The organism is Leclercia sp. UBA7405, assembly GCF_037152215.1.
Taxonomy (GTDB): domain Bacteria; phylum Pseudomonadota; class Gammaproteobacteria; order Enterobacterales; family Enterobacteriaceae; genus Enterobacter; species Enterobacter pneumoniae.
The window spans coordinates 2090012-2116063 of sequence record NZ_JBBCMR010000001.1 but is presented as its reverse complement, the minus strand read 5'-3'; the positions used below and the strand labels follow the sequence as shown (position 1 = coordinate 2116063).

The following is a 26052-nucleotide window of genomic DNA, read 5'->3' as shown; positions in this document are numbered from 1 at the left end:
TGTAACGCTACGGGGAAGGGAGGTAAACCACTCTACAGAGAAACGCTGACGGCAGCAGTGTACCGTCAGCGTTAAAATTTGCGGTGCGTATTAGAGGTCGTCCTGAGTGTGATCGACAATAATTTCCAGCGTCTTGCGGATAATATCGGCTTTTACCACGTCCTGCGTGGATTCAATTTGTTGAATCAAGCGCAAGATAATCGCTTTGTTAGTCAGCGGTTCCTTCGCATCCAGAATGGCACCCATAACAGATTCGAGTAATGCCCACTCTTCTGCCAGCAAACCGCCGGAGTTGCGAAAATAGCTGGAGAGGACAGGATCGGGCAGTTCATCATAAAAGTCGGATTTCTGGAGCATAGCCTGGCTCATAGTGTCACACCGGTTCAGTTTAGAGTAAATGTATGCAGTTAATGTTTTTTGCTGCTGCTGGATTGTTGGCTATCACCAAACAGGGGATAAACATTACTGCTCTGGCGACTCTCCTTGTCCCATTCATGCTGCTCACTTTTGTGCTTACGAGCCGGCACTTCTGAACTGGTATTCCCATTAGAAATCTCCAGGATTATCTGGGCCAGTACAGCGCGTCGTTCACCATCCTTTTCTGCTGACAACATGGATTGCAGCCTTGCCAACAGCAGCTTCATGCTGATAGGGCCGTTATCTTTCAGCAGCGATAGGGTGGCTTCGCCAATAAGTTCATCAGTCAGTCGTTCATGTTCACTTCTGTTCATAACTACGTCTCTGTTGCCGCCAAATTCAGCTAGCGAAAGGGCGGCATTTCATCAGTAAGTTGCGCCAGTATAAGGCATTAAGATGGCGCAAAAAAACTGACTTAAAAACGGGTAATCAGCGGCGCTTGACCTCAATCTGTTAACGGTCAAAGAGCAAGCCGATTAAAGTTTGGTAGCGACTCTCCTCATCAAAATCAGACGCCTTTTCCATCCGGGAAAGCAGTTTTGTGCAAATCGCTTTTCGGTTAAGAACTTTACCCTCCCGCAGGATTTCGACAACAATTTGTCCCAGCGCTTCTTGTTGGGTAGGCTGACTTGCTTTGTTGAAGTATTGGGTAATGGCATTCGCTGTATTCGGTACAAAGCCGTTCTCGCGCATATGTCACTCCTCGCTTTTAATGCTTAAAACATTCAAAAATGCGTTAACGCAAATGGTTAACACAATGTAAATTTATAAATACTGTACACATCTGTTGTACAACTTATCAATTTTTTTTTGATCATTAAGTGCTAAATTATTAATATCAGCAACTTATAAAACTAATGTTTAGCGTGCATTTAAAAAAGCTTGTACATTATGGCATAATTTCAGTCCTACAAAAGGTCATACGGCGTGACAGGAAAACCACTACAGACCTGCAACAGGACGCGTTAGCAACCTTCTGATATCGTGGCGTTTCATTCACCTCCTCTATTGGAAACCCTATGCTCACTACCATCATTTACCGTAGTCATCTTCGTGATGAACTGCCGGTTAGCACGCTGGAAGACATGGTTGTTGCAGCAAATAAGAAAAACATCGAATCCAATGTCACCGGCATTCTGTTGTTTAACGGTAAGCTCTTTTTCCAACTGCTCGAAGGACCGGATGAGACAGTTCGGGCTATCTATCGCGATATCTGCGCCGATGACCGCCACCACAATGTGGTAGAGCTGCTTAGCGATTTCTCCCGCTCGCGGCGTTTTGGCAAGGTTGGCATGGAGCTGTTTGACCTGCGCAAATATGACCGCCACGAGGTGCTGCAAACGGTGCTGGATAAAGGAACCAGCCGTTATCAACTGATTTATAACGATCGCGCTCTGCAGTTTTTCCGGACGTTTGTCGAAGAGAGTGAAAGAGAGAACTACTTCGAGATCCCGCCGGGAGACTCCTGGCAATTTATTGTCGATGATAATGCCAGTGGCATCCGTCAGCTTGAGCAGAGCCCTGATGAGATGTGCAGCTTCGCTTTTCAGCCGATTATCGACCCACTGGCCCGGGAAGTGGTCTCTTTTGAGGCCTTGATTCGTGCGCCGGGTGGCGAACAGGCCCAAACCTGGTTCGACGATCGACCAGGAGATGAGGTCTACGAAGCTGACCTGCGGAGCAAAAGCGTAGCCTTTGCTATGGCCCGCCAGCTGGGGCTAGGGAAGCAAAGCTTGTCAGTGAATTTATTACCGATGACGCTGGTCATGGTACCTAACGCGGTAGATTTCTTGCTCCAGGAGATAGAAGCAAACGGGCTGGTGGCAGAGCAGATCGTGGTGGAATTCACTGAGAACGAAGTCATTTCCCGGCTGGAAGAGTTCACCGGTGCCGTGCGCGAACTGAAGGCGGCAGGCATAGGGGTGGCTATTGACCACTTTGGCGGCGGATTCGCCGGATTATTGCTGCTGGCGCAGTTCCAGCCGGACAGAATTAAGATTAACCGTGATCTGATTCGCGATGTACACAAAAGTGGTCCACGGCAGGCTATCGTCCTGGCTATCATCAAATGTTGTACAACGCTGGAAATCTTGATCTCTGCTGTAGGTATTGAGAAGCCAGAAGAGTGGATGTGGCTTGAATCGGCAGGTGTTTCTCAGTTCCAGGGGCATCTTTTCGCCCGTCCTCAACTGGCGGGGATCCCGGCAATCGCGTGGCCTGAGCGGATCGATGACATTTAAATCCTCTCTCACCGGGTTATAGTACAAACTTATTGTACAATATTACAGGTTGTACACCCTGGTGAGATTGGTTACCTTGGATACAGAATATATCGTTTTACGCATGGGGATTCGATGGCCTTTTACAGTATTGGCGATGTCGCAGAACGTTGCGGCATAAATCCCGTCACATTACGCGCCTGGCAGCGCCGGTACGGGTTGCTAAAGCCGCAGCGCAGTGAAGGCGGGCATCGACAATTTGACGACGAAGACCTTCAGCGCATTGAGGAGATCAAGCGCTGGATAGAGCGTGGTGTGCCGGTCGGTAAGGTTAAAGCGCTGCTTGATCAGGACAAAGCGCCTGAGCCGGGCGACTGGCGCGCACTGCAAGAAGAGATGATGAGTACCTTACGGCAGGTTAACCCGCTTAAAGTGCGGGCGAAAATCAATGCCTTTTGCCATCTGCATCCCATTGATTCACTCATTGATCATGTCTTTGAACCTGTTCGCCAGACGCTGAGCCTGGATCAAAACACGGCGCGAGCCATGTGCAGCCTGCTCGATGGCATTTTGATTGAACATGCGGTCTCCAGTCTTAGCGAGTCCCGGGTTAAGGCTGGCAGAGATGCGCTGTTAATCGGCTGGGGTATTGTCGATCGCACCAGCCTGTGGCTGGAAGCCTGGCGGCTCTCACAGCGCGGCTGGCGTATCGATGTCTTTGCTGAACCGCTCGAATTGCCGCACCCCGAGTTTTTCCCGGGGCAGCAGATCCTTGTTTGGGCGGGCCGGACGTTAACGGCGTTACAATCAGAACAACTTGAGCACTGGCAAAAACAGGGCTACGCCATTATGGCGCACGGGCTGGGCGAAGCCCGCTAATCCTCTTCCGTGACGCGCACGGGTAACGCAGGCCGGTTAAGCCTGTTACCCCTCAGCTGCGTTCACACTCTCCTATCCGATGCGGCATGCGTCCGCTTCCCAGCGATATCCCACACCATACACCGCGCGAATAAACGACTGATCGGCATCCAGCGCTTCCAGTTTGCGGCGCAGATTTTTAATGTGGCTATCAATAGTACGGTCAGTAACCACGCGATAATCGTCATACAGGTGGTTAAGTAACTGTTCGCGGGAGAAGACTTTCCCCGGTTCGTGAGAGAGGGTTTTCAGCAGGCGAAACTCGGCGGGGGTTAAATCCAGCAGCTTATTACGCCAGCTGGCCTGAAAACGGCTCTCGTCGATAATCAGCGGGCTGACCGCATCCAGAGCCTGAAGCTCACGGTGTGGCTTGCAGCGGCGCAGAATCGTTTTCACCCGGGCGACCACTTCGCGCGGGCTATAGGGTTTACAGATGTAATCATCGGCACCAATTTCCAGCCCCAACAGGCGGTCGATCTCTTCGATTTTTGCCGTCACCATCACAATGGGGAGATCGGAAAAGCGGCGGATTTCGCGGCACAGGGTCAGCCCATCGGTGCCTGGCAGCATCAGATCCAGCAGGATCAGATCTGGTGGAGTCTGACGCACATACGCCAGCACCTGATCGCCGTGGCTGATCAGGGTGGGCGCATAGCTGGCCGCCCGCAGATAGTCGATTAACAGCTGCCCAAGCTTAGGCTCGTCCTCCACGATCAAAATTCGTGGCGTGTTTTCGTCAATAGGGAGTTCAGTCATACTTCTCTCGATAACTCTCTTTCCAGCGGTAGCTCTACTGTAATGCTAACCCCACCAAAAGGCGAATGCGCGGCGCGCAGCGTGCCGCCGTGCGCCGCCACAATGTTCACGCAAATCGCCAGCCCCAGCCCGGAGCCGCCGCTGGCACGATTACGCGAACCTTCCGTACGGTAAAAGCGCTCAAACAGTTTTGTGAGCTGCGCGTCTGTGACCCCGGGGGCCGTGTCGGCGAAGGTGAGGGCAAAATGGGTGTCTGTAAGGTGGCCGGAGAGGCGTAATGCCCCTCCGCCATCGGTATAACGCAGGCTGTTTTCCAGCAGATTATTAAATAGCTGCATCAGGCGGTCGCGATCGCCAAAGACCACCGCATGGTCGGGCAGGGCGAGTTCAATGCGCAGATCGCGGCTGGCAAAACGTTCGCGAAACGCCCCGCTGGCCACTTCCAGAATGTTGATCACATCGACGGGGGCTTTCTGATAGGCCAGCGCCCCTTCGTCGGACATCGAGAGCTGGTGGAGATCGTCCACCAGCTTGGTGAGGGTACCCACCTCTGCCTGCAACGAGGCCACCGACTCGGGGGTAAACTGCCGCACCCCATCCTGGATGGCCTCCAGTTCGCCGCGCAGCACCGCCAGCGGGGTGCGCAGTTCGTGCGAGATATCGGCCATAAAGTCCCGGCGCATCTGCTGGTTCTTCTCCAGAGTGCTGGCAAGCTGGTTAAAGTCTTGCGCCAGCTTGCCCAATTCGTCTTCGCTGCGGGTATCTACCCGGGTCGAGAAATCGCCCGCCGCCAGCTTGTGCGTCCCTTCAACCAGCCGCTTGACCGGCGCCAGCAGGCCGCGCGCCAGCGGGAAGGTGGCCAGCGCGGCAAGCAGGGTGGAGAGGGCCACAATCAGCCAGCTGGTCTGCCGCTGCTGGCGATCGAAATTGATATCAGTATTGCGTGTCAGCCGCTCCACCGGGGAGGCAATGACCCAGCCGACGTTGGCGCCGTTGACCTTGATGGCACGTTTGGTCCCGTCCGGGGGGACGGGGGCGCGCGGGCCAACGAGCACGCGCATATCCTGATCAATCACCCAGAACTGGGTACGCCAGCCGTGCGGCGGCATGCCCGGACCGGGGCGATCATCATCAGAATCATGTTCGAGGGAGCGCAGGATCTGAAAAATAAAGCGATCGTTATTACGTAAAAACCGCCAGTTGCCATGCAGGGCATACTGTTCGCCCAGCGCATCGCTTAACCCCTGCAGACGCTGTTCGTTGCCATGCTTAATGTAATCGATAAAGCCGCGTTCAAAACTGACCCGCACCGCCCAGTGCATCGTGATAAGCAGGACGATACAGGTGGCGAAAATGGCAAGAAACAGCTTACCCGTAATACCGGGACGCCAGAACTTCATGGTTCACTCCTTTTACGCCGCCGGAGGACGACGTTTTTACTGGTATCATCCGGAACCCTGGCGAAGATCAACGCGGGCAGAGCGATGATGACCGCCATGCTGAGATAAGTGTATATAAAGACCTGGTGAGCAACGGCGGTATCGGCGCTCAGATGGTGCTGGCCATACATCCCCAGCAGCAGCCCGGCGACAGTGACCCCGACGCTCATGGAGAGCTGCATGATCATCGACAGCAGGCTGTTGCCGCTGCTCGCCAGCGAATCCGGCAGATCCTTCAGGGTGAGGGTGTTCATCGACGAGAAGCGGGTGGAGTTAATGACGCCCTGGAAGAAGAGCACCAGCGGCAGAACGGCGTACCAGCCCAGCAGGGCGACGGCCATAAACAGCAGACTGATCAGCGCCAGCCCCAGGGTGGACGTCACCAGCACCCGCCGATAGCCAAAGCGGTTGACCACCTGCACGACGATACGCTTCATCCCCATACTGCCCAGCACCATGGGGATCATCATCAGCCCGGCGTGGAACGGAGAGAAACCAAGTCCAATCTGTAAGAAGACTGGGGTCATAAAGGGCAACATACCGCTGCCGATGCGCCCGGCAAAGCTGCCCAGCAGCCCCAGCCGGTAGGTCGTATTTTGAAATAACGACAAACTGAATAAGGCGCGGTCGTTATCGCGGGCATGCCAGAGATACCACAGCACCGAAACCACCCCGATGGCCACCAGAGCGACCAGCGACAGAGAAGAGATCCCCAGCCCCTTTTGCCCATCCAGCGCCAGGGTCAGGGTCGCCATACCGGCCGCCAGCAGAAAAAAGCCCACCAGATCGAAGCGTCGGGTCTGCATGGTGTAGTTGGGCATAAGCCAGAGGGTGGCGATGGCACCGATAACCCCCACAGGAAGGTTAATCAGGAAGATCCAGTGCCAGGAAGCGTACTCAACCAGGATCCCTCCCAGCGCCGGGCCGAGCAGCGGACCAACCTGGCCGGGTAGGGTGACGAAGGTCATTGCCGCCATATACTGCGCGCGCGGGACGATTTTCATCACCGTCAGCCTGCCAACCGGCACCATCATCGCCCCGCCGACCCCCTGTAACGCCCGCGCCATGATCAGCTCATTGAGGGTGTTCGCCTGAGCACAAAACAGCGAGCCGGTGGTAAAGAGCACGATGGCGGTAAAGAAAATATTGCGCACCCCCACTTTGTCCGCCAGCCAGCCGCTGGCAGGCAGCATCACCGCCACCGTCAGCACATAGGCGACGATGACCATGTGCATATGCAGCGGACTCTCCCCCAGGCTTTTCGCCATTGAGGGGAGGGCGGTGTTAACGATGGTCGTATCCAGCGACTGCATAAAGAAGCCGAAGGCGACAATCCATAGCTGCCAGCGAACCTGCTTAGGGAGATCGGTCATTTACTCCGTCACCGTTAGTGTTTTGCCGTGAAAAACGCAACCGCAAACGATCAAAGAACAGGTAGACCACCGGCGTCGTGTAGAGCGTAAGCAACTGGCTCATCACCAGACCGCCGACAATGGTGATCCCCAGCGGCTGACGCAGCTCGGCACCGTCCCCGCTGGAGATAACCAGCGGTAGCGCGCCAAACAGCGCTGCCAGGGTGGTCATCATAATCGGGCGGAAACGCAGCAGGCAGGCCTGGAAGATGGCCTCTTGCGGCGTCAGGTTGCCGTTGCGCTGTGCCTCGAGGGCAAAATCGACCATCATGATCGCGTTTTTCTTCACTATTCCTATTAATAGCATGATCCCGATAAGCGCGATGAGGCTAAACGGTGCGCCAAATAGCTCCAGCGCCAGCAGCGCCCCCACCCCCGCCGACGGCAGGGTGGAAAGAATCGTCAGCGGATGGACATAGCTCTCGTAGAGCACTCCCAGCACGATATAGACGGTGGCAATCGCCGCCAGAATCAAAATGATCTGAGAATTCATCGTCTCCTGGAAAACCTGCGCCGTACCGGCAAAGCTGCCGCGCACCGTCGAAGGGACCCCCAGTTGAGTCATGGCGCGGTTGATGGCTTCACTGGCCTCTGAGAGCGAAGAGCCGGTAGGCAGGTTGAATGAGACGGTCGACGCCGCGGACAGCCCCTGATGGTTAACCGACAGCGGCGCGTTCGCCGGCTGCCAGCTGGCAAAGTAGGAGAGCGGAATTGCCTTGCCGTCGTTGTTAATCACAAACATCTTATCCAGCGCGCTGATATCCTGGGTATAGCGCGGATCGACTTCCATCACCACCTTGTACTGGTTCATCGGCTGATAGATGGTAGAGATCTGTCGCTGACCGAAGGCATTATTCAGCAGGCTGTTGGCCGCGCTGACATCTATCCCCAGCCGCGACATGGTTTCCCGGTCGTAGGTCAGGCTCATCTCTGCGCCGTTGTCCTGCTGGTCTGAGTTAACATCCGCAAGCTGCGGCAAGGCCGCCAGCGCTTTGCGGATCTTCGGCTCCCATTCGCGCAGGGCGGCGAGATCGTCCGACAGCAAGGTGTACTGGTAGCTGGCATTGGCCTGCCGCCCGCCAACGCGGATATCCTGAACGGCCATCAAAAAGAGGTTTGCGCCGGGCTCTTTCGCCAGCTTGCCGCGCAGACGATCAATAACCTGCTGGGCGGTTTCGCTGCGGTTATCGCGGGATTTAAGGGTAATAAACATCATCCCGCTGTTGACCCGCGAGCCGCCGGTAAAGCCGGTGACATTATCCACCGCCGGGTCGTCGCGTATGATCTTCATAAAGTCCTGCAACTTTCCGCGCATTGCCTGGAAGGAGATGCTCTGGTCAGCCTGGATGCCGCCCATCAGCACCCCGGTATCCTGCTCCGGGAAGAAGGTTTTCGGAATGGTGATATAGAGCCAGACATTGAGCACAATGGTGCCCAGCAGCACCAGCCCGACGATGCGGGTATGGTTAAGTACCCACTTCAGTGATTTACCGTAGCCCTCCTGCAGCGCCATCAACAGCCGGCCAAACCCGCGTTTACGCGGCTGGCTGTGCGGTTTGCCGGATTTCAGCATCCAGCCGCACATCATTGGGGTGAGGGTCAGAGAGACCGCCAGCGAAATGCCGATTGCGACCGAGAGCGTCACGGCGAATTCGCGCAACAGCCGTCCCGGCAGGCCATCCATCAGCAGCAGCGGTAAGAACACGGCCACCAGCGACAGACTCATGGAGAGCACCGTAAAGCCCACTTCACGCGACCCCTGCAGCGCCGCCTGTAGCGGCTTCATGCCCGCCTCCAGGTGACGGGAGATATTCTCCAGCACCACAATAGCGTCATCCACCACGAAGCCGGTGGCGATAGTCAGCGCCATCAGCGACAAGTTATTAAGGCTAAAACCGCACAGATACATGGCGGCGAAGGTGCCGATAAGCGACACCGGTACCGCCACGGCGGGGATCAGCGTGGCGCGACCGGAGCGCAGGAACAGGAAGACCACGAGGATCACCAGCGCCACGGAGATAATCAGCGACTGCTCAACCTCTTCAAGCGAGGCGCGAATGGTGGGGGAGCGGTCCTGAGCGATCTGCAGATCGATGGCCGCGGGAATGGTCTCTTGCAACTCAGGCAGACGGGCGCGGATGCTGTTCACCGTCTCGATGATGTTGGCCTCCGGCAGCTTGCGGATCATCAGCAAAATGGCCGGTTTGGCGTTGGTCATCCCGGCGTTACGCACATCCTGAACCGAGTCGGTTACGCTTGCCACGTCGCTGAGGCGCACCGCCGCGCCGTTGTTGTAGTGAATAATCAGTGGCTGGTATTCGGCGGCGGTTTTGAGTTCATCGTTGGTCTGGATCTGCCAGCGGTGGCTACTGTCTTCGATGGCTCCCTGCGGCCTGCGCACGTTAGCATTACTGATAGCGCTGCGCACGTCATCCAGCGATACGCCCTGGTTAAACAGCGCCTGCGGATTGAGCCCCACGCGCACGGCCGGCAGGGAACTGCCGCCCACATCCACATCGCCCACGCCGTCGATCTGGGCGATGGTCTGCGCCAGTTGGGTAGAGGCAAAGTCATACAGCTCACCCTGGGAATAGGTATCCGAGGTGAGCGTCAGGATCATGATCGGCGAGTCGGACGGGTTAGCTTTGCGGTACGTCGGGCGGCTCGGCATACCGCTTGGCAACAAGCTTTGCGCGGCGTTGATCGCTGCCTGCACGTCACGGGCCGCGCCGTTGATGTCGCGGTTAAAATTGAACTCCAGAATGATGCGCGTACTGCCCAGCGAGCTGCTGGAGGTCATCTCGTTGACCCCGGCGATGCGTCCGAGGGAGCGCTCAAGCGGCGTGGCGACCGACGAGGCCATGGTCTCTGGCGACGCGCCGGGCAACGAGGCGCTGACCATAATAACCGGGAAATCCACCTGCGGCAGCGGGGCCACCGGCAGCAGCCGGAAGCCGAGCACGCCGCAGAGCGTAATGGCGAGCGAAATCAAGATCGTCGCCACCGGGCGGTAAATGAAGAGGGCGAAAAACTTCACTTACGCCTCCTCAGTACGCTTCGGGAAGCGGGATTTCATCTTCAGCGCCAGGCTGTCGAACAGCAGGTAAATCACCGGTGTGGTAAAGAGAGTTAACACCTGGCTGACCAGCAGGCCGCCTACCATGCCAATCCCCAGCGGACGACGCAACTCTGCGCCAACCCCGGTGCTGAGCATCAGCGGCAGGGCACCGAGCAGGGCGGCGAGGGTAGTCATCAGGATCGGACGAAAGCGCAGCAGACAGGCCTGATAGATGGCCTCGCGCGGTGCCATTCCCTGCTCGCGCTCGGCGGCAAGGGCAAAGTCGATCATCATGATGGCGTTCTTCTTGACGATACCAATCAGCAAGATGATGCCAATGATGGCGATCACATCCAGTTCACTGCCTGCCAGCATCAGCGCCAGCAGGGCTCCCACTCCTGCAGTAGGTAGGGTAGAGAGGATGGTGATGGGATGAATAAAGCTTTCGTACAGCACGCCAAGCACGATGTACATTGCCACCACTGCCGCCACGATCAGCCAGATGGTACTGCCCAGTGCGGCCTGGAATGCCAGCGTACTGCCCTGGAACTGGGTCTGAATATCGGTGGGGAAACTGAGATCTTTTTCCGCACCCAGGATAGCCTCCACCGCCTCGCCCAGCGAGTAGTCGTCCGGGACGTTAAACGAGATGGTGGTAGAGGGGAACTGATCCAGATGGTTCACCGCCAGCGGCGTATAACGCTCCTCCACCTTCGCGATGGCGCTAAGCGGCACGCTGCCGCCTTCGCTGCTGGTGAGACGCACGGCGTCCAGCCCTGCCAGTCCCGGCGTCTGTTGCGTGTCGTGCTCCAGCACCACGCGGTACTGGTTTGCCTGAGTATAAATGGTGGAGATCAGGCGCTGACCAAAGGCGTTGTACAGGGCGTTATCCACATCCGCCATGGTAATGCCCAGCCGGCTGGCGCTGTCGCGATCGACATTGATATAGGCCGCCAGCCCTTTATCCTGCCAGTCGCTGCTGACGTCGGAAAGCTGCGGCAGCGCCTGCAGTTTCTCTACCAGTTGCGGTACCCAGGTGCTGAGCGCCTCAAGCGTAGTGGCCTGCAAGGTAAACTGATACTGAGTGCGGCTGACCTGGGTATCGATCGTCAGATCCTGAGTCGGTTGCAGATAGAGTTCGATACCCGGTACGCGTGCCACGGCCTGCTGCAGGCGCTCAATCACCGCATTGACGCGGTCATCACGCTCATCCAGCGGTTTGAGGTTGATCTGCAGACGAGCGCTGTTTAGCGACGGGTTGCTACCGTCCACCCCCACGAATGAGGTCAGACTCTCGACGGCCGGATCCTTCATAAGAATTTCGGAAACCTGCTGCTGGCGCTGGGCCATGTTGGCAAACGACACCGACTGCGGCGCCTGCAGCGTTCCCTGAATAATGCCATTGTCCTGAATCGGGAAGAAGCCCTTCGGAATCATGACCCACAGCAGGGCGCTGAGGGCCAGGGTTCCCAGCGCCACGCCCAGCGTCGCCCAGGGGTGGTTAAGCACTTTGGTCAGCAGGCGGCCATAGGCGGCGATCACCCGCTCGAACATCCGTTCAGAGGCGCGAGAAAAACGGTTCTGTTTGCGCAGAGACTCGTGGCTCAGCATGCGCGCGCACATCATTGGTGTCAGGGTTAATGACACTATCGCCGAGATCAGAATCGCCACCGCCAGGGTGACCGCAAATTCGCGGAACAGACGTCCGACAATGTCGCCCATAAACAGCAGCGGAATCAGCACCGCTATCAGGGAGAAGGTCAATGAGATGATGGTAAAGCCGATCTCACCAGCCCCTTTGAGCGCTGCCGCCAGCGGTTTCTCGCCTTTCTCGATATAGCGCGAGATGTTTTCAATCACCACGATGGCATCGTCCACCACAAAACCGGTGGCGATGGTCAGCGCCATTAGCGTCAGGTTATTGATGGAGAAATCGAGAAACACCATGACTGCAAATGTCCCCACCAGCGATAACGGCACCGCGACGGCGGGGATAATGGTAGCGGGAACGTTGCGCAGGAACAGATAGATGATCATCACCACCAGCGCGATGGCGAGCATCAGCTCAAACTGCGTGTCGCTGACCGAGGCGCGGATGTTGGTGGTGCGATCCGAAAGCACCTTCACGCTCACCGACTTCGGCAGGCTCTCTATCAGCTGCGGCAGCATGGCGCGGATGCTGTCGGCGGTATCGATAATGTTAGCGCCCGGCTGGCGCTGCACGTTCATCACGATGGCCTGCTGCTTATTCGCCCAGGCACCCAGCCAGCTGTTTTCCGCCCCTTGTTCAACCGTGGCCACATCGCCCAGCCGAACAGGGGCCCCGTTCTGGTAAGCGACAATCAGCTGGCGGTACTCATCGGCAGACTGCATCTGATCGTTGGCCGACAGCGTGACCGCGCGGGTGGGGCCATCCAGGGAGCCTTTCGCCGAGTTGACGTTGGCGTTGCTGATGGCGGTACGGATGGTTTCGCTGGTCAACCCCAGCGCGGCGATGGCCTGAGCGTTAAGCTTCACGCGAACGGCCGGACGCTGGCCACCAGAGAGGGTGACCAGGCCGACGCCCGATACCTGAGAAATCTTTTGCGCCACGCGGGTTTCGACCATATCTTCCACCTGCGTCATCGGCATGGCAGACGAGGTGACGGCGAGGCTCATGATGGGCGGATCCGCCGGGTTGACCTTGCTGTAGACTGGCGGATTCGGCAGATCGGACGGCAGCAGGTTGGTGGCGGCGTTAATGGCGGCCTGCACCTCCTGCTCGGCGACATCCAGCGGCAGCGTGAGCTGGAACTGAAGCGTAACAACCGACGCGCCGCCAGAGCTTTGTGATGACATCTGCTTCAGCCCCGACATCTGGCCGAACTGACGCTCCAGCGGGGCGGTTATGGCAGAGGTGACCACATCCGGGCTGGCGCCGGGATAGAGGGTCACCACCTGGATGGTAGGATAATCGACTTCCGGCAGGGCGGAGACCGGCAGAAAACGGTAGCCGATAATCCCCGCCAGTAAAATCGCCACCATCAACAGCGTGGTGGCGACCGGGCGCATAATGAACAGGCGTGACGGCCCGCCCGTGGCGCTGGGTGGCATCACCTGCATCAGGCGTTCTCTCTCTGTTTGGCCTGTTCACGGGCAGGCTGCTTCGGGGTGGCAGTGTCGCTGTGCGCTTCCACTACCTCGACTTTAGCCCCTTCGGTCAGGCGGTCGATACCGTCAGTGACTACGCGATCGCCTGCGGACAACCCGGCGCTGATCACCACCGTCTGGCTGTCCTGGATGCCGGTTTTCACCAGATGCTTACTCACTTTATTCTCGCTGTTCAGTACCCACACGAAGTTGCCTTCGTTGCCCATCTGCAGGGCTGCGGTCGGGATAACTACCGCGTTATCCTGAGTCGAGACCAGCATCCGGGCGTTAACAAACTGGTTCGGGAAGAGCGCGTCGTCCTGGTTGGTAAATCGGGCCTTCAGCTTGATGGTGCCGGTGGTGGTGTCGATCTGGTTATCCAGGCTCAGCAGCGTACCTTCGCTCAGTTTCTGTTTGTTGGCGCGATCCCAGGCTTCAACCACCAGCGGCTGGCCGGTTTTCTGCGCCTGAACAACGGTAGCAATGTCGTTTTCTGGCAGGGTGAAAACCAGATCGATGGGGTGGGTCTGGGTGATCACCACGATGCCTGTGGTATCGCCGCTGGAGATCTGGTTACCGATATCAACCTGTTTCAGCCCCACGCGGCCATCAATCGGGGCGGTGATCCGACTCCAGTCGAGCTGGAGCTGGGCGCTGGCGACGGCGGCTTCATCCGCTTTGATCGTGCCCTGTGATTCACTGACCAGCGACTGCTGGGTATCCAGCTCCTGGCGTGACACCAGATTGGTTTTCACCAGCTTCTGGAAGCGGGCGAGGTCGCGCTGTGCGTTGGCGAGAGTCGCTTTGTCTTTTGCGAGCTGCCCCTGCGCCTGGGCGAGGGCAACCTTAAACTGGCTGGGATCGATTTCAGCAAGCAGATCACCGGCTTTGACCTGTTGCCCCTCCTGGAAGTGGAGCGCCATAAGCTGGCCGTCAACGCGACTTCGCACGGTCACCGTATTTGCCGCCGTGATAGTTCCCAGGCCCGTAAGGTAAAGCGGAACGGATTTATTGACGGCGGTGGCAGCCTGGACAGGGGCCAGCACGCCACCGCGCATAGCGTGGCGGCCACCGCCTGCGGGGCGCTGTTGGCTGGTGGCACCTGCCGGTGCCGCGGAGTGACTGTGCCAGTACCACGCGGCGGCAACGACCACCACAATAAGGCCTGCGGCGATTGCCCAGCGGGATTTTTGACTGCCTTTCATCGTTATACGTTCTCGTCCTGAAACATTTCGGGAAATGATACTAGTTTAGTGAGTGGAGACGGCAGAAAAATGGAGGAAATATGGAAGACTGTCTGGAATTGTCTGAATGAGGGTAAAGCAAAAAGGCAACACGGGTTGCCTTTTCTAAGCTTTTCTCCCTCTTCCACAGGGAGAGGGTAGGGGTGAGGGCATCAGCCCGCACCTATGTCAGCTAAACACTACCTGCGCCCAACGCGCCAGCCCCGCCGTCACCGAGCCGAAATCATCGCCGCCAGCAATCGGGATGCCCGGCAACTGCTCCGCCAGCGCACGCTTAATTAACGGCGATTTGGCGCTACCGCCGGTAAGGTAGATCACGTCCGGTTTCTCTTTACCATTATCCAGCGCCAACTGCACCTGTTCCAGAATGCGCTGCAACGGTTGTGCCAGTGCCGCCTCCAGCCCCTGCTGACTAATCGCGGTGGCCAGCTCATCGCCGATAAACGGCAGCGTAACGGTATGATCGGCTGCTTCTGAAAGGGCAATTTTACTCTCTTCGGCGCTACGCACCACGCGATAGCTCAGACGCTGACGCCAGAGCTTATACAGCAGGGCGACTTTGTCGGCATCCTGCGCATCGCGCACCAGGTCATTAAGGAAACGACCGTTGGCGGTACTGTAGAAATCGCTCTGAGCGGGGACGTCGTTAATGGCAACCGCATTCCACCAGGGGAGGATCGGCAGGGCGATACCTTTTTCCGTCTGGCCGCCCATGCCCAGCAGCGGCATCAGGCTTTTGAACGCCAGTGCAATATCAAGATCGTTCCCGCCTACGCGGCACCCGCTGTGTCCCAGCAGGCTATTTTCACGGTCGCGGCGGACATGCCATTGTGGCCCCATCAGCAGCAGCGAGCAGTCAGTTGTCCCGCCGCCGATATCCACTACCAGCACACGTTTCTCTTCACTAAGCGTCGCTTCAAAATCCAGACCGGCGGCAACCGGCTCATACTGGAACACCACGTCCTGAAAACCTGCGCGGTGGGCGGCACGCTCAAGGATCCCTTGCGCCTGCTGGTTCGCGTCGTCTCCCCCCAGCCCCTGGAAGTTAATAGGGCGACCAATCACCGCCTGGGTAATGGTATCCGTCACCTGCGACTGTGCCTGCTGACGAATATGCAGCATCATGGCGCAAACCAGATCCTCAAACAGAGCAACCTGCTGCGGCTTCAGTCCGCTGGCGCCGAGGAAGGATTTCGGGGATTTAACAAAGTAGACCTCTTCCGGGTCCTCAATATAGTGGCCCAGCGAGGAGAGTCCAAACTGCACGCTGGTGGCGGTAACGTCGATATCCTCTTCGCGATTGAAGCTTACCGCCCGGCGTAACAGCGCCTGGGTTTCCGTGCCGGTAGCCGGAACCTGATGATGACGATAGAGCCACTCGCTTACCGCTTCACGCGTGGGCGCGCAAATCATTGATGGCAGCAGGGTGCTGTTATTTTCCATTTTGAGCAGCTGTGGCTGCCCGTCTTGCATCACCGCCACAGAACAGTTGGCGGTACCATAGTCAAATCCGATAAACACGTGCGAAATCCCCATGCCATTGAGAAGGGGCGAGACTTTAGCGAAATGTCTCGCCTGCGACAACTGGAATATGAAAGCAAGGCAAGAACCGCCGGGCAGCGTTATGCTGTGGAATAACGAAAAAAGGAGCCGTAATGTTTATTCTGCACTGGCAACCCCCCTACGACTGGCAATGGATGTTCGATTTTTTGGCCGCCCGTGCGGTCACCGGTATCGAAACCGTGACCGCCACAGACTACGTGCGCAGTTTCGCCTGTGAGGGGCATGTCGGGCTGGTTCGCGCCACGCCGCACCTGCAAGACGGCACGCTTCAGGTTGAACTGAGTGACGGGCTGCTGCCAGTCGCCGGCCCGGTCCTGGCGCGCGTGGCCCGGCTGTTTGACCTGGATTGTCGCCCGCAGCAGATAGCCGGGGTGCTCGGGGCGCTCGGCGCTGCCCGGCCCGGCCTGCGACTGCCCGGCTCGATGGATGCTTACGAGCAGGGGGTACGCGCTATTCTCGGCCAGCTGGTGAGCGTAGCGATGGCGGCGAAGCTCACCGCGAAAGTGGTCGCCTTGTGTGGTGAGCCGCTGGCAGGGGCGCCGGGATATTTCTGCTTTCCTACCCCGGCGGCGCTGGCAAATGCCGACCCGCTGGCCTTGAAGGCGCTCGGCATGCCAGTTAAACGCGCCGAGTCGCTCATTCACCTGGCGCAGTCGGTGGAGGCCGGGACATTTCCTCTTACGCCGCCGGATGACATTGAGGCGGGCGTGAAGGCACTGCAAACTCGCCCGGGCATCGGGCGCTGGACGGCGAATTATTTCGCCCTGCGCGGCTGGCAGGCGAAAGATGTGTTCTTACCGGATGATTATCTGATCAAGCAACGCTTTGCCGGCATGACCCCGGCCGGGATACGGCGCTATGCCGCCCGGTGGCAGCCGTGGCGCTCATACGCGCTGCTGCATATCTGGTATACCGAAGGCTGGATGCCGTCAGTTGATGGCGAAGTAGCTGGTATTAAGCAGTAGTTCCAGCGGACGCGGTTCGTCAATGGTATTGCCGTAGATGTAGTCGATGCCGATGCCTGAGAGCGTGTCCATCACCACCGGCTGGTTGCTCGGCCCGGCGATAGTTTTCATGCCCAGCCGCTGGGCATGACCCTGGATAATGGTGACCAACATCTCGTCCATCAGGTTGCCGTGAACGTTGGTCACGACCTCGGGATCCAGCAGCAGGTAATCTGCCTGATGGGCACTGAGGTGGTTGAACTCGTCCATATCTCGCCCGACGTGGCTGAGGATGATACGGCAGCCGGCGCGGCGCAGTTTATCCAGCCCCTGCAGACAGGCGTTATTTTGCTGTCTCAGTACGTCAATATGCAGCATCAGGTGCAGTAGTCGTGCCGGTAGCGGGCTCTGTGCCAGCATATCCAGCAGCTCGTCGACCAGGGTCACGCTGGCCAGTCCAGCCAGCGACAGCGGAAGGGCCACGCCGGTCCCTTTTTTAGCCAGCGGGGCGGCAAAGCTGCGGAAGAACTCCTGCATCACGCGTCTGTCGAGAGCGTGAAGGAGCTCGGGCTCCGCCAGCCCGGCGCGGAAGGTCTGCTCTTCGAGAACTTCCCCTTCGCTGGTCCACAGGCGCAGCGACAGCATCCAGAAATTGCTGCTCTCCGGGATACGCGGTGACGCCACGCTGCGCGCGAGCATCACCAGGTTGTTGTCTTTAATCATGTGCCACTGTTCATCGAGCGACATCATATTGCGGTTGCTCTGCATGCGTTCTTGCTGCGGTTCATACACCGTGACTACCCCACGCCCGCTGTTTTTTGAGGCGTAGCAGGCAATATCCGCCTGAGACATCACTTCAGCGGCCTGGTGGTTTACGGCGTCGATAAGCGTAATCCCGGCGCTGGCGCCGATACGGTGCAGGCGGCCGTCCCACATAAAGTGGTAATCGTTGATGGCATTAATGATACGCCCCGCGATGTAGCGGGCGCTTTCGGTATTGCATTCAGGCAACAGTAAACCAAACTCGTCCCCGCCAAGACGCGCCAGCACATCGGTCGAACGCAGCATGCTGAGCATCAGCGAAGAGAGCTCACGCAGCAGGGCATCGCCCGCCGCATGGCCTGCGGTGTCATTCACCGCTTTAAAACGGTCGAGATCGATAAACACCAGCGCATGTCGCTGGCGGGTCTCCTGCACCATATGGAGCAGACGTTTCAGGTGCGCTTCAAAGCTGACGCGGTTTGCCAGGTGGGTGAGGGCGTCGTGAGAGGCGTTGTAGCTCAGTTCACGCAGCATTTTGCGCGACTCGGTAACATCCTGAATGACCAGCACCGAGCCGATGTTTTGTCCATCGAGAGTGCTCAGTGGGGTGATGCTGTAGTGAATATCGTAGCTCCCGCCACTGCGGCTGTGCAGGACGACATCCTGTTCGATATCAGTACGGGACATATCCCCGCTGTGAATGTTTTCCATCAGCGGGCCGCTATTACCAAAGGTAATATGCAGCACCGATAAAATCGGCTGGCCCATCGCGTCTTGCTGCGTCCAGCCGCTCATCTTCTCGGCGACCGGGTTCATAAAGGTGACGTTCATATCGACATCGGTACAGAGCACGGCTTCGCCGATGGAGTCGAGGGTAATATGCAGACGCTCTTTTTCCTGGAACAGCGCTTCGTTAAGCTCTTTTACCTCGGTCATATCCATATTGACGCCGAGCAGGCGTTCGACCTCGCCCTGCTTATTCAGCACCCGATTAGCCAGCGCGCGGATGTGACGAACCCCCTCTTTGACCCGAATGCGAAACTCCAGCTTGAAAGGAATGCGCGCGGCCAGGGCATCACGTACCACCTGTTCAGCATGGGCGCGGTCCTCCGGGAGCATACACTCATGCCACATCTGCCAGGTGGGTTTAATATGCGGCGGAACTTCATAGAGTTCGAACATGCGCTTATCCCAGCTGATCACGTCCGGTTTAACATCCCACTCCCAGATACCAATTCCCCCCGCTTCGTTAGCGAGAGTAATGCGCTCCATCAGGCGCTTGTTAACCCATTCGGTCTGTTTGAGATCGTTAATGTCTTCGATCTGGGCGATGAAATAGAGCGGGCTGCCGTCCGCATGGCGCACCAGCGATACTGCCAGCAGCGCCCAGACCACCTCACCATTGCGGGTGTAGTAACGCTTCTCCATCGAGTAGCTATTGATATCCCCGCGGATCAGTTGCTCCATCTGCTCGAGGTCAAGATTGAGATCTTCGGGCCAGGTCACCTGCTGGAACGTCAGGGAGTGCAGCTCAGACTGGGAGTAACCGAGGAACTGACAAAGCGCTTTGTTGGCCTGCAGCCACTGGCCGTCGGTACCGACCAGCGCCATGCCGATCGCGGAGTACTCCATGGCATTGCGAAAACGTTCTTCGCTCTCGGTTATGTGTTTCCGCTCGGCGCGGAAGGCGTACATCACCATGGTCATGACGTTAGCGGGCAACAGCATCATCAGGAACGGCAGCCAGGGGGCGTTGAGCATGGCGGCATTTTCAGTGACCAGCGGCACCGGCGAAGAGGCGATCAACAGCGATACCATCATTACCGTGACCAGGAAGACCAGAAATGCCTCAAGGCGTGGTAATCGGACGGCGCTCCACATCAGTAAGACGATAATCGCGGTAAAGGGCCAGGGTAAAAAGCGGATGGCGATCCAGCTTAGCACCAGCGTCACCACCATGGTGACCAGCGTTTCGAGCAGTAATTGCGGATTGCGATGACGCAGCAGGTAGTGGGGTTTAAACAGCAGCCCCAGCGGCACCAGCGCCAGCGCGCCGATGGTTTCCGAGAGCACCCAGACCAGAAAGTTGCGCATCGGCTCGGCGGTAGGAACCAGCAGATACGCCAACATGCCGCCCAGCAGAGGCGGGATCACGGCGCTGCCGATCGCCAGACGGATCCAGTCGCCCAGATTTTGCAGCGGGTTATACCAGGGGAGCAGTTTTCGCAGCAACAGCGCGCCGACCACCGCCTCGAGGGTGTTGATCAACCCGTACCACAGATTAAGGGTATCCCAGGAGAAGAGCAGCCAGGTGGCAAAGATATTGCCGAAGGTGCAGGCGAGCGCGATACCGGGCCACATTTTGCCGGCGTGACGGTAAAAGGCCACCATCATAATGGCGGTCGGGAACCATAAAGGTGCCAGTAATGTACCGAAACGCGTCAGCTCCAGCGAAAAAAGGGTAAAGATAAAGGTAACCAGACCAAGACTGACAAGCCGTAGTAAAGGATGTGGGGTGGTAACCAAAACGCGCTGGTATTGTTTATTCATTACCGCTTATCCAGGGGACGCCATGCCGTCACGAACGAGGTCCGGACGAGTTGAATGATGAATTTGGATTATGCTAGTACAAACAATTTACAATTCATATGGTGGCTGCTCATAATTTGACATCATAGAGTTATTAAATAGTTATCCTGCAAAAATTTCATCTTTGATGATGGAAAAGTGAACAGGGTAATAACGTAGCGGGAAGAAAAAGGCTATTTTCGCGCGTCACGCATAACCTGCGCTTTCGACTGGTATCACGGGAGCGAAATCCCTATAATTGCGCCGTTTGACGCTTCGGCGTCGTCCTTCCTTTACATCCAGGTTACTCAGGTCGCTAAATTTATGACTGATAAGTCTCATCAGTGCGTCATTATAGGCATCGCCGGCGCATCGGCTTCAGGTAAAAGTCTTATTGCTAGTACGCTTTACCGTGAATTACGTGAACAGGTTGGTGATGAGCACATCGGTGTCATTCCGGAAGACAGCTATTACAAGGATCAAAGTCATCTGTCGATGGAAGAGCGCGTTAAGACCAACTATGACCATCCCAGCGCGATGGATCACAGCCTGCTGTTTCAGCATCTTCAGTCTCTGAAGAACGGCGCCCCAATTGAATTACCCGTCTACAGCTATGTTGAACATACCCGCACGCAGGAAACTATCCGTATTGAGCCAAAGAAGGTCATTATCCTTGAAGGCATCCTGCTGCTGACCGACGCGCGTCTGCGCGAATCGATGAACTTCTCCATTTTTGTTGATACGCCACTGGATATTTGCCTGATGCGCCGCATCAAGCGCGACGTTAACGAACGCGGTCGCTCCATGGACTCCGTTATGGCGCAATATCAAAAAACGGTACGTCCAATGTTCCTGCAGTTTATTGAACCGTCCAAACAGTACGCCGATATTATCGTGCCGCGCGGGGGTAAAAACCGTATTGCAATCGATATTCTGAAAGCGAAAATCAGCCAGTTTTTTGAATAAAACACGCGAATTGTGTACCGTTCAGAGATAACCCGGTTCACCCTCGGCGCAGATAAGCCCGAGGGAGTGATGCACGAAAGGAGAGAGTGCCATGCGTCTGTGTGACAAAGATATTGAAGCCTGGCTCGATGAAGGCCGTCTGTCCATTTCACCCCGTCCGCCCGTGGAGCGCATTAATGGCGTGACCGTGGACGTGCGTCTGGGCAATAAATTCCGCACCTTCAGCGGGCATACCGCCCCCTTTATCGACCTTAGCGGTCCAAAAGATGAAGTGAGCGCCGCACTCGAACGCGTGATGAGCGACGAGATTGTTCTTGAGGACGGCGAGGCCTTTTATCTGCACCCAGGAGAACTGGCGCTGGCGGTTACCTTTGAGTCTGTGACCCTGCCTGCCGATCTGGTTGGCTGGCTTGATGGACGTTCGTCCCTGGCGCGTCTGGGGCTGATGGTGCACGTAACCGCGCACCGTATCGATCCAGGCTGGTCGGGTCGCATTGTGCTGGAGTTCTTTAACGCCGGTAAATTGCCGCTGGCATTACGTCCAGGCATGATGATTGGCGCGCTCAGTTTCGAGCCGCTGACCGGCCCGGCTGCACGTCCTTACAACCGCCGCCAGGATGCGAAATACCGCGATCAGCAGGGTGCGGTTGCCAGTCGTATTGACAAAGACTGAGCCCAGCCCAGTCCACCGAGGAAGCCATGAGAAGAGTTCTGACAACGCTGATGATTTTGCTGGTGGTCTTGCTGGCAGGTCTTACTGCGTTGGTGCTGCTGGTTAATCCCAACGATTTTCGTGCCTACATGGTGCGCCAGGTTGAAGCGCGCAGTGGCTACGTGATGAAGCTGGACGGCCCGCTGCGCTGGCACGTCTGGCCGCAGTTAAGCATTCTTTCCGGCCGGATGTCGTTAACCGCGCCGGGGGCTTCCGTGCCGCTGCTTACCTCCGACAATATGCGTCTGGACGTGGCGTTAATGCCGCTTCTTTCGCATCAGTTGCAGGTGAATCAGGTGATGCTTAAAGGGGCGGTAATTCAGTTGACGCCGCAGACCGAGGCGGTGCGCAAGCCCGATGCCCCGGTGGCGCCGCGCGAAAACACGCTCCCCGACGTAGCAGAAGATAACGGCTGGTCGTTTGATATTGGCAAACTGAAGGTCGCCGATAGCGTGCTGGTGTTCCAGCATGAGAGCGACGAACAGGTGACGGTGCGTAATATCAATCTGCAGATGGAGCAGGATGAGCACCACAAAGGCACGATGGACTTTAGCGGGCGCGTGAACCGTAATCAGCGCGACATGGTGGTCTCGCTGAATGCGAATGTCGATGCGTCTGACTATCCTCACCAACTGATTGCCAATATCCAGCAGCTTGACTGGCAGCTGACCGGGGCCGATCTTCCGGCGCAGGGGATCACCGGACAGGGCAAACTGCAGGCAGTCTGGCGGGAAGAGCGCAAACAGCTTGAGCTCAATCAGCTCGATCTGAAAGCGAACGACAGCGCGCTGACTGGCCAGGCGAGCGTGATGCTGAGCGACACCCCGCAATGGGTGATCAATCTGCAATTCGATACGCTCAACCTTGAAAATCTGCTTACGGCGCAAGCCGCTGCCGCCCAGGGCGACGTGGCGCAGCAGGGGCAGTCTCAGCCGAAGCCGCGCCCGGTGATCTCGACGAACCTCGATCGGCCTGACTATAACGGTCTGCGCGGTTTTGACGCGGATATCATGCTAAAAGCCAACCGCGTCCACTGGCGCGGCATGGATTTCACCCATGTCTCCAGCCAGATGACTAACAAAAATGGCTTGCTCACCATCAGCGATCTGAGCGGCGAGATGGGGCAGGGGCGCCTCTCATTGCCAGGCACCCTGGATGTGCGCAAAGCGGAGGCCCGCACGGCATTCCAGCCGCGGCTGGAAAATGTCGAGATTGGCACCATCCTGAAAGCCTTCAACTATCCGATCCCCCTGACCGGTAGCCTGACGCTGGCGGGCGATTTCTCTGGCGGCAAGATCGACGCCGAGGCCTTCCGACGCAACTGGCAAGGGCAGGCCCACGTCGAGATGAGCAACACCCGTATGGAAGGGCTTAACTTCCAGCAGCTGGTGCAGCAGGCGGTGGAGCGCAGCAGTAACGTGAAGGTCAAAGATAACTTCGAGAACGCCACCCGTCTGAATCGCTTCGTTACCGAGCTTTCGCTTGATAACGGCCAGCTCTCGCTGGAAAGCATGCAGGGGGAATCGCCTATGTTATCGCTTGAGGGCGATGGCACGATGGACCTGGTCAAAGAGACGGCGGATACCCACTTTAAAGTGACGGTGCTGGAGGGCTGGCTGGGCGAAGGCAAGCTGATTGACTTCCTGAAACAGACGCCGATCCCGCTTAGCGTGTATGGGCAGTGGCAGGCGCTCAACTACAGTCTGCAGGTGGATCAGCTGATGCGTAAACATCTTCAGGATGAAGCCAAACGGCGTCTGAACGACTGGGCGGATCGCAACAAGGATTCGAAAAACAGTAAAGACGTGAAAAAGCTGCTGGAAAAACTTTAATGATTAAGCCGGGTAGGGGTTAGCCTTACCCGGCTTTTTATTACACTTCGTACTCTTCCTCTGCTTCATCAGCCTGCGGAATTAACTGCACCTTCTGCACCCGGTGATGATCGACTTCCAGCGTCCTCAGAGCATAGTGACCCACCTGGACCTCTTCCCCAGGGGCGGGAATACGTTGCAGGTATTCCATCAGCAGACCGGCGAGGGTGTGATACTCACGCTTCTCATCCAGCGGCAGTGGCACATACTGCACCAGGTCTTCCAGCGGCATATGACCGTTCGCCGTCCAGCTTCCGTCGGCGTTTTTCTGAATATCATGGCGGGCGTCGATCTCTTCCACTTCATTGGGCAGGTTACCGGCAATGGTTTCCATCACGTCGCTCAGGGTCACCACCCCCTCAACGGAGCCGAATTCATCCACCACAAAAGCAAAGTGTGTACGGGCGTTGCGGAACTGCTCCAGCGCAGAGAGCAGCGGCAGCCCCTCCGGGAAGACCAGCGGCTGACGCACCAGCGCCCGCAGATCAAGCGGTTCATCCTGTAACTGCTGGTTGAGCAGGTCGATAACGTGCACCACGCCGAGCAGATCCTCCTCCTGCTCGCCACCGGTTACCACCACGCGGGTATGCTGGTTTTTTTCCAGCAGCGCGCGGATTTGCGCCTCCGGGGCGTTGAGGTCGATATGCTCGATATCGTGACGGGAGGTCATGATGCTGCTGACAGAACGCTGGTTAAGATTTAATACCCGCTCAATCATTCGACGTTCCTGCGGGTTAAAGATCTGGCTGCTGTCATGATCCGCCAGCAGGGAGGCCGACTCCGCATCCAGTTCCGCATCCTCTTTCTTTCCGCTCAGCAGACGCATCACCGTCTCAGCTGTGCGCTGACGTAGCGTCTGATTGGCTGACAGAAAGCGACGGCGGTTGAAAATGGCCAGCTGGTTTAGCGCCTCGATGATGACCGAGAACCCTATGGCGGCGTACAGATAACCTTTCGGAATGTGGAAGCCAAAGCCGTCCGCCACCAGGCTAAAGCCGATCATCAGCAGGAAGCTAAGACAGAGAATGACGATAGTCGGGTGGCTATTAACGAAGCGCGTTAACGCCTTACTGCCCATCACCATCAGCGCAATGGCAATGATGACGGCTGCCATCATAACGGCCAGATGGTCCACCATCCCCACAGCGGTGATCACCGAATCAAGAGAGAAGACAGCGTCCAGCACCACAATTTGCGCCACCACCGGCCAGAATCTGGCGCCCCGGCGCTGGGTGGGGTTTTCATTATCCTTACCTTCCAGCCGTTCATTGAGTTCGACGGTGGCTTTGAAGATCAGGAACAGGCCGCCAAAAAGCATAATCAGGTCGCGTGCGCTGAAGCCCAGGCCGTGTACCGTAAATAGCGGTTTGGTGAGCCCCACCAGCCAGGAAATAGAGGCCAGTAACAGCAGGCGCATCACCATGGCCAGAAGCAGGCCGGTGACGCGAGCGCGATCGCGCTGAGCAGGGGGCAATTTTTCGGCAAGAATGGCGATAAAGACCAGGTTGTCGATGCCAAGCACCAGTTCCAGTAACACCAGAGTGACCAGACCGGCCCAGATTGATGGATCTGCAATCCATTCCATAGCGGGAATCATACCTTTTGTAATATGACAAATGTCACATTTCGATCATGGATAAAGCCTGCGAAAAATGCAATGCCAGCACGGGATTTCCTCGTGCAACGCCGCAAATACGGCTCATTCTATTCCCATGGTTAATTTAGGGTTATAACCAGAATTCCATTAAATAATTATATTTAAGAAATATCGCAGGTAACGGTTATATATTCATTTTTGTCAACCTGAAGAAAATCCTAAAACATTAAAATTTTGCCGTTAATATTAATCTTAAAAAGCGATGCGCCGACTGTTGTTTCCTTGCCTGCTAAATCGTTAGCTGCAACAATTCCTCCAGCATCAAATGTTAAAGCCTCTTGTTGCTATTTCAGTGTCGGTTTAAAGAACAGAAAGTTTATATCTGGAGAAGCGTTTTCTTGCCCGATATATCTTTCGATTAAACCATGTCAAAGAGGGTGTTTATCCATAAATTACTGTTTAAACAGTGGATTGGTA

18 protein-coding genes are annotated in these 26052 nt (G+C 56.8%); 6 read left to right on the top strand and 12 right to left on the bottom strand.

All coding sequences use genetic code 11. From position 1 onward, the window contains the following. Positions 1 to 90: 90 nt before the first annotated feature. The 3 genes from WFN75_RS10405 to ycgZ form a co-directional block, all read right to left on the bottom strand. Positions 91 to 357 (bottom strand): biofilm development regulator YmgB/AriR family protein, encoded by a 267-nt coding sequence (locus WFN75_RS10405; RefSeq protein ID WP_040078438.1) that lies wholly within the window; start codon positions 355 to 357, stop codon positions 91 to 93. A gap of 50 nt (positions 358 to 407) precedes the next feature. Next, a complete protein-coding gene (locus WFN75_RS10400) occupies positions 408 to 731 on the bottom strand; it encodes a hypothetical protein (protein ID WP_212477779.1) in 324 nt (107 codons plus the stop codon). A 139-nt stretch (positions 732 to 870) separates the two neighbouring features. Then, positions 871 to 1110: a regulatory protein YcgZ gene (gene ycgZ / locus WFN75_RS10395; RefSeq protein ID WP_040074864.1), complete on the bottom strand. Its 240-nt coding sequence runs from the start codon at positions 1108 to 1110 to the stop codon at positions 871 to 873. Positions 1111 to 1436: 326 nt separating this feature from the next. Between ycgZ and WFN75_RS10390 the strand changes: the two genes are divergently transcribed. Continuing rightward, positions 1437 to 2657, top strand: coding sequence for a diguanylate phosphodiesterase (locus WFN75_RS10390; protein WP_336996120.1), 1221 nt, complete (start codon positions 1437 to 1439; stop codon positions 2655 to 2657). Positions 2658 to 2771: 114 nt separating this feature from the next. Further along, a complete protein-coding gene (locus WFN75_RS10385; protein WP_046884783.1) occupies positions 2772 to 3515 on the top strand; it encodes a MerR family transcriptional regulator in 744 nt (247 codons plus the stop codon). A gap of 72 nt (positions 3516 to 3587) precedes the next feature. Here WFN75_RS10385 and baeR read toward each other — a convergent pair whose 3' ends face one another. The 7 genes from baeR to yegD all read right to left on the bottom strand — a co-directional run bounded on the left by baeR (position 3588) and on the right by yegD (position 16113). After that, the gene (gene baeR / locus WFN75_RS10380; protein ID WP_046884784.1) at positions 3588 to 4310 is read right to left on the bottom strand and encodes a two-component system response regulator BaeR; all 723 of its coding nucleotides are present in this window, start codon (positions 4308 to 4310) and stop codon (positions 3588 to 3590) included. Next, positions 4307 to 5710 (bottom strand): two-component system sensor histidine kinase BaeS, encoded by a 1404-nt coding sequence (gene baeS / locus WFN75_RS10375; RefSeq protein WP_288820704.1) that lies wholly within the window; start codon positions 5708 to 5710, stop codon positions 4307 to 4309. The genes baeR and baeS overlap by 4 nt, the downstream gene beginning before the upstream one ends. Further along, positions 5707 to 7122 (bottom strand): MFS transporter, encoded by a 1416-nt coding sequence (locus WFN75_RS10370; RefSeq protein ID WP_336996119.1) that lies wholly within the window; start codon positions 7120 to 7122, stop codon positions 5707 to 5709. Before WFN75_RS10370 ends, baeS begins: the two co-directional genes overlap by 4 nt. Then, positions 7106 to 10198 carry a multidrug efflux RND transporter permease subunit MdtC gene (gene mdtC, locus WFN75_RS10365; protein WP_046884787.1) on the bottom strand — a complete coding sequence of 1031 codons (3093 nt, stop codon included), beginning with the start codon at positions 10196 to 10198 and terminating at the stop codon, positions 7106 to 7108. The genes WFN75_RS10370 and mdtC overlap by 17 nt, the downstream gene beginning before the upstream one ends. Then, positions 10199 to 13321, bottom strand: a complete 3123-nt coding sequence (locus WFN75_RS10360) for an MdtB/MuxB family multidrug efflux RND transporter permease subunit (RefSeq protein ID WP_336996118.1) — start codon at positions 13319 to 13321, stop codon at positions 10199 to 10201. Next, positions 13321 to 14553, bottom strand: coding sequence for an MdtA/MuxA family multidrug efflux RND transporter periplasmic adaptor subunit (locus WFN75_RS10355; protein WP_212477783.1), 1233 nt, complete (start codon positions 14551 to 14553; stop codon positions 13321 to 13323). The genes WFN75_RS10360 and WFN75_RS10355 overlap by 1 nt, the downstream gene beginning before the upstream one ends. 207 nt (positions 14554 to 14760) lie before the next feature. Continuing rightward, positions 14761 to 16113, bottom strand: coding sequence for a molecular chaperone (yegD, locus tag WFN75_RS10350; protein WP_207292063.1), 1353 nt, complete (start codon positions 16111 to 16113; stop codon positions 14761 to 14763). A gap of 134 nt (positions 16114 to 16247) precedes the next feature. Here yegD and alkA point away from each other — a divergent pair, with 134 nt between their 5' ends. Continuing rightward, a complete protein-coding gene (alkA, locus tag WFN75_RS10345) occupies positions 16248 to 17120 on the top strand; it encodes a DNA-3-methyladenine glycosylase 2 (protein ID WP_336996117.1) in 873 nt (290 codons plus the stop codon). Here the strand turns inward: alkA and WFN75_RS10340 are convergent. Further along, the gene (locus tag WFN75_RS10340; protein WP_263616166.1) at positions 17085 to 20411 is read right to left on the bottom strand and encodes a diguanylate cyclase; all 3327 of its coding nucleotides are present in this window, start codon (positions 20409 to 20411) and stop codon (positions 17085 to 17087) included. The genes alkA and WFN75_RS10340 overlap by 36 nt on opposite strands. Positions 20412 to 20753: 342 nt before the next feature. On the opposite strand from WFN75_RS10340, the gene udk reads away from it, so the two are divergent. The 3 genes from udk (at position 20754) to asmA (ending at position 23939) form a co-directional block, all read left to right on the top strand. Next, a complete protein-coding gene (gene udk, locus WFN75_RS10335) occupies positions 20754 to 21395 on the top strand; it encodes a uridine kinase (RefSeq protein WP_040074880.1) in 642 nt (213 codons plus the stop codon). A 91-nt stretch (positions 21396 to 21486) separates the two neighbouring features. Next, positions 21487 to 22068 carry a dCTP deaminase gene (gene dcd / locus WFN75_RS10330; RefSeq protein WP_040074881.1) on the top strand — a complete coding sequence of 194 codons (582 nt, stop codon included), beginning with the start codon at positions 21487 to 21489 and terminating at the stop codon, positions 22066 to 22068. Positions 22069 to 22094: 26 nt separating this feature from the next. Continuing rightward, a complete protein-coding gene (gene asmA, locus WFN75_RS10325; protein WP_233801768.1) occupies positions 22095 to 23939 on the top strand; it encodes an outer membrane assembly protein AsmA in 1845 nt (614 codons plus the stop codon). A gap of 40 nt (positions 23940 to 23979) precedes the next feature. On the opposite strand, the gene WFN75_RS10320 is transcribed toward asmA, so the two are convergent. Then, on the bottom strand, positions 23980 to 25563 hold the full coding sequence (locus WFN75_RS10320; protein WP_233801770.1) for a TerC family protein: 1584 nt from the start codon (positions 25561 to 25563) through the stop codon (positions 23980 to 23982). Positions 25564 to 26052: the final 489 nt, after the last annotated feature.

Coding starts and splice junctions, on each gene's coding strand:
- WFN75_RS10405 (WP_040078438.1), bottom strand. CDS start 357: ATGCTCCAGAAATCCGACTTTTATGATGAACTGCCCGATCCTGTCCTC.
- WFN75_RS10400 (WP_212477779.1), bottom strand. CDS start 731: ATGAACAGAAGTGAACATGAACGACTGACTGATGAACTTATTGGCGAA.
- ycgZ (WP_040074864.1), bottom strand. CDS start 1,110: ATGCGCGAGAACGGCTTTGTACCGAATACAGCGAATGCCATTACCCAA.
- WFN75_RS10390 (WP_336996120.1), top strand. CDS start 1,437: ATGCTCACTACCATCATTTACCGTAGTCATCTTCGTGATGAACTGCCG.
- WFN75_RS10385 (WP_046884783.1), top strand. CDS start 2,772: ATGGCCTTTTACAGTATTGGCGATGTCGCAGAACGTTGCGGCATAAAT.
- baeR (WP_046884784.1), bottom strand. CDS start 4,310: ATGACTGAACTCCCTATTGACGAAAACACGCCACGAATTTTGATCGTG.
- baeS (WP_288820704.1), bottom strand. CDS start 5,710: ATGAAGTTCTGGCGTCCCGGTATTACGGGTAAGCTGTTTCTTGCCATT.
- WFN75_RS10370 (WP_336996119.1), bottom strand. CDS start 7,122: ATGACCGATCTCCCTAAGCAGGTTCGCTGGCAGCTATGGATTGTCGCC.
- WFN75_RS10360 (WP_336996118.1), bottom strand. CDS start 13,321: ATGCAGGTGATGCCACCCAGCGCCACGGGCGGGCCGTCACGCCTGTTC.
- WFN75_RS10355 (WP_212477783.1), bottom strand. CDS start 14,553: ATGAAAGGCAGTCAAAAATCCCGCTGGGCAATCGCCGCAGGCCTTATT.
- alkA (WP_336996117.1), top strand. CDS start 16,248: ATGTTTATTCTGCACTGGCAACCCCCCTACGACTGGCAATGGATGTTC.
- WFN75_RS10340 (WP_263616166.1), bottom strand. CDS start 20,411: ATGAATAAACAATACCAGCGCGTTTTGGTTACCACCCCACATCCTTTA.
- udk (WP_040074880.1), top strand. CDS start 20,754: ATGACTGATAAGTCTCATCAGTGCGTCATTATAGGCATCGCCGGCGCA.
- dcd (WP_040074881.1), top strand. CDS start 21,487: ATGCGTCTGTGTGACAAAGATATTGAAGCCTGGCTCGATGAAGGCCGT.
- asmA (WP_233801768.1), top strand. CDS start 22,095: ATGAGAAGAGTTCTGACAACGCTGATGATTTTGCTGGTGGTCTTGCTG.
- WFN75_RS10320 (WP_233801770.1), bottom strand. CDS start 25,563: ATGGAATGGATTGCAGATCCATCAATCTGGGCCGGTCTGGTCACTCTG.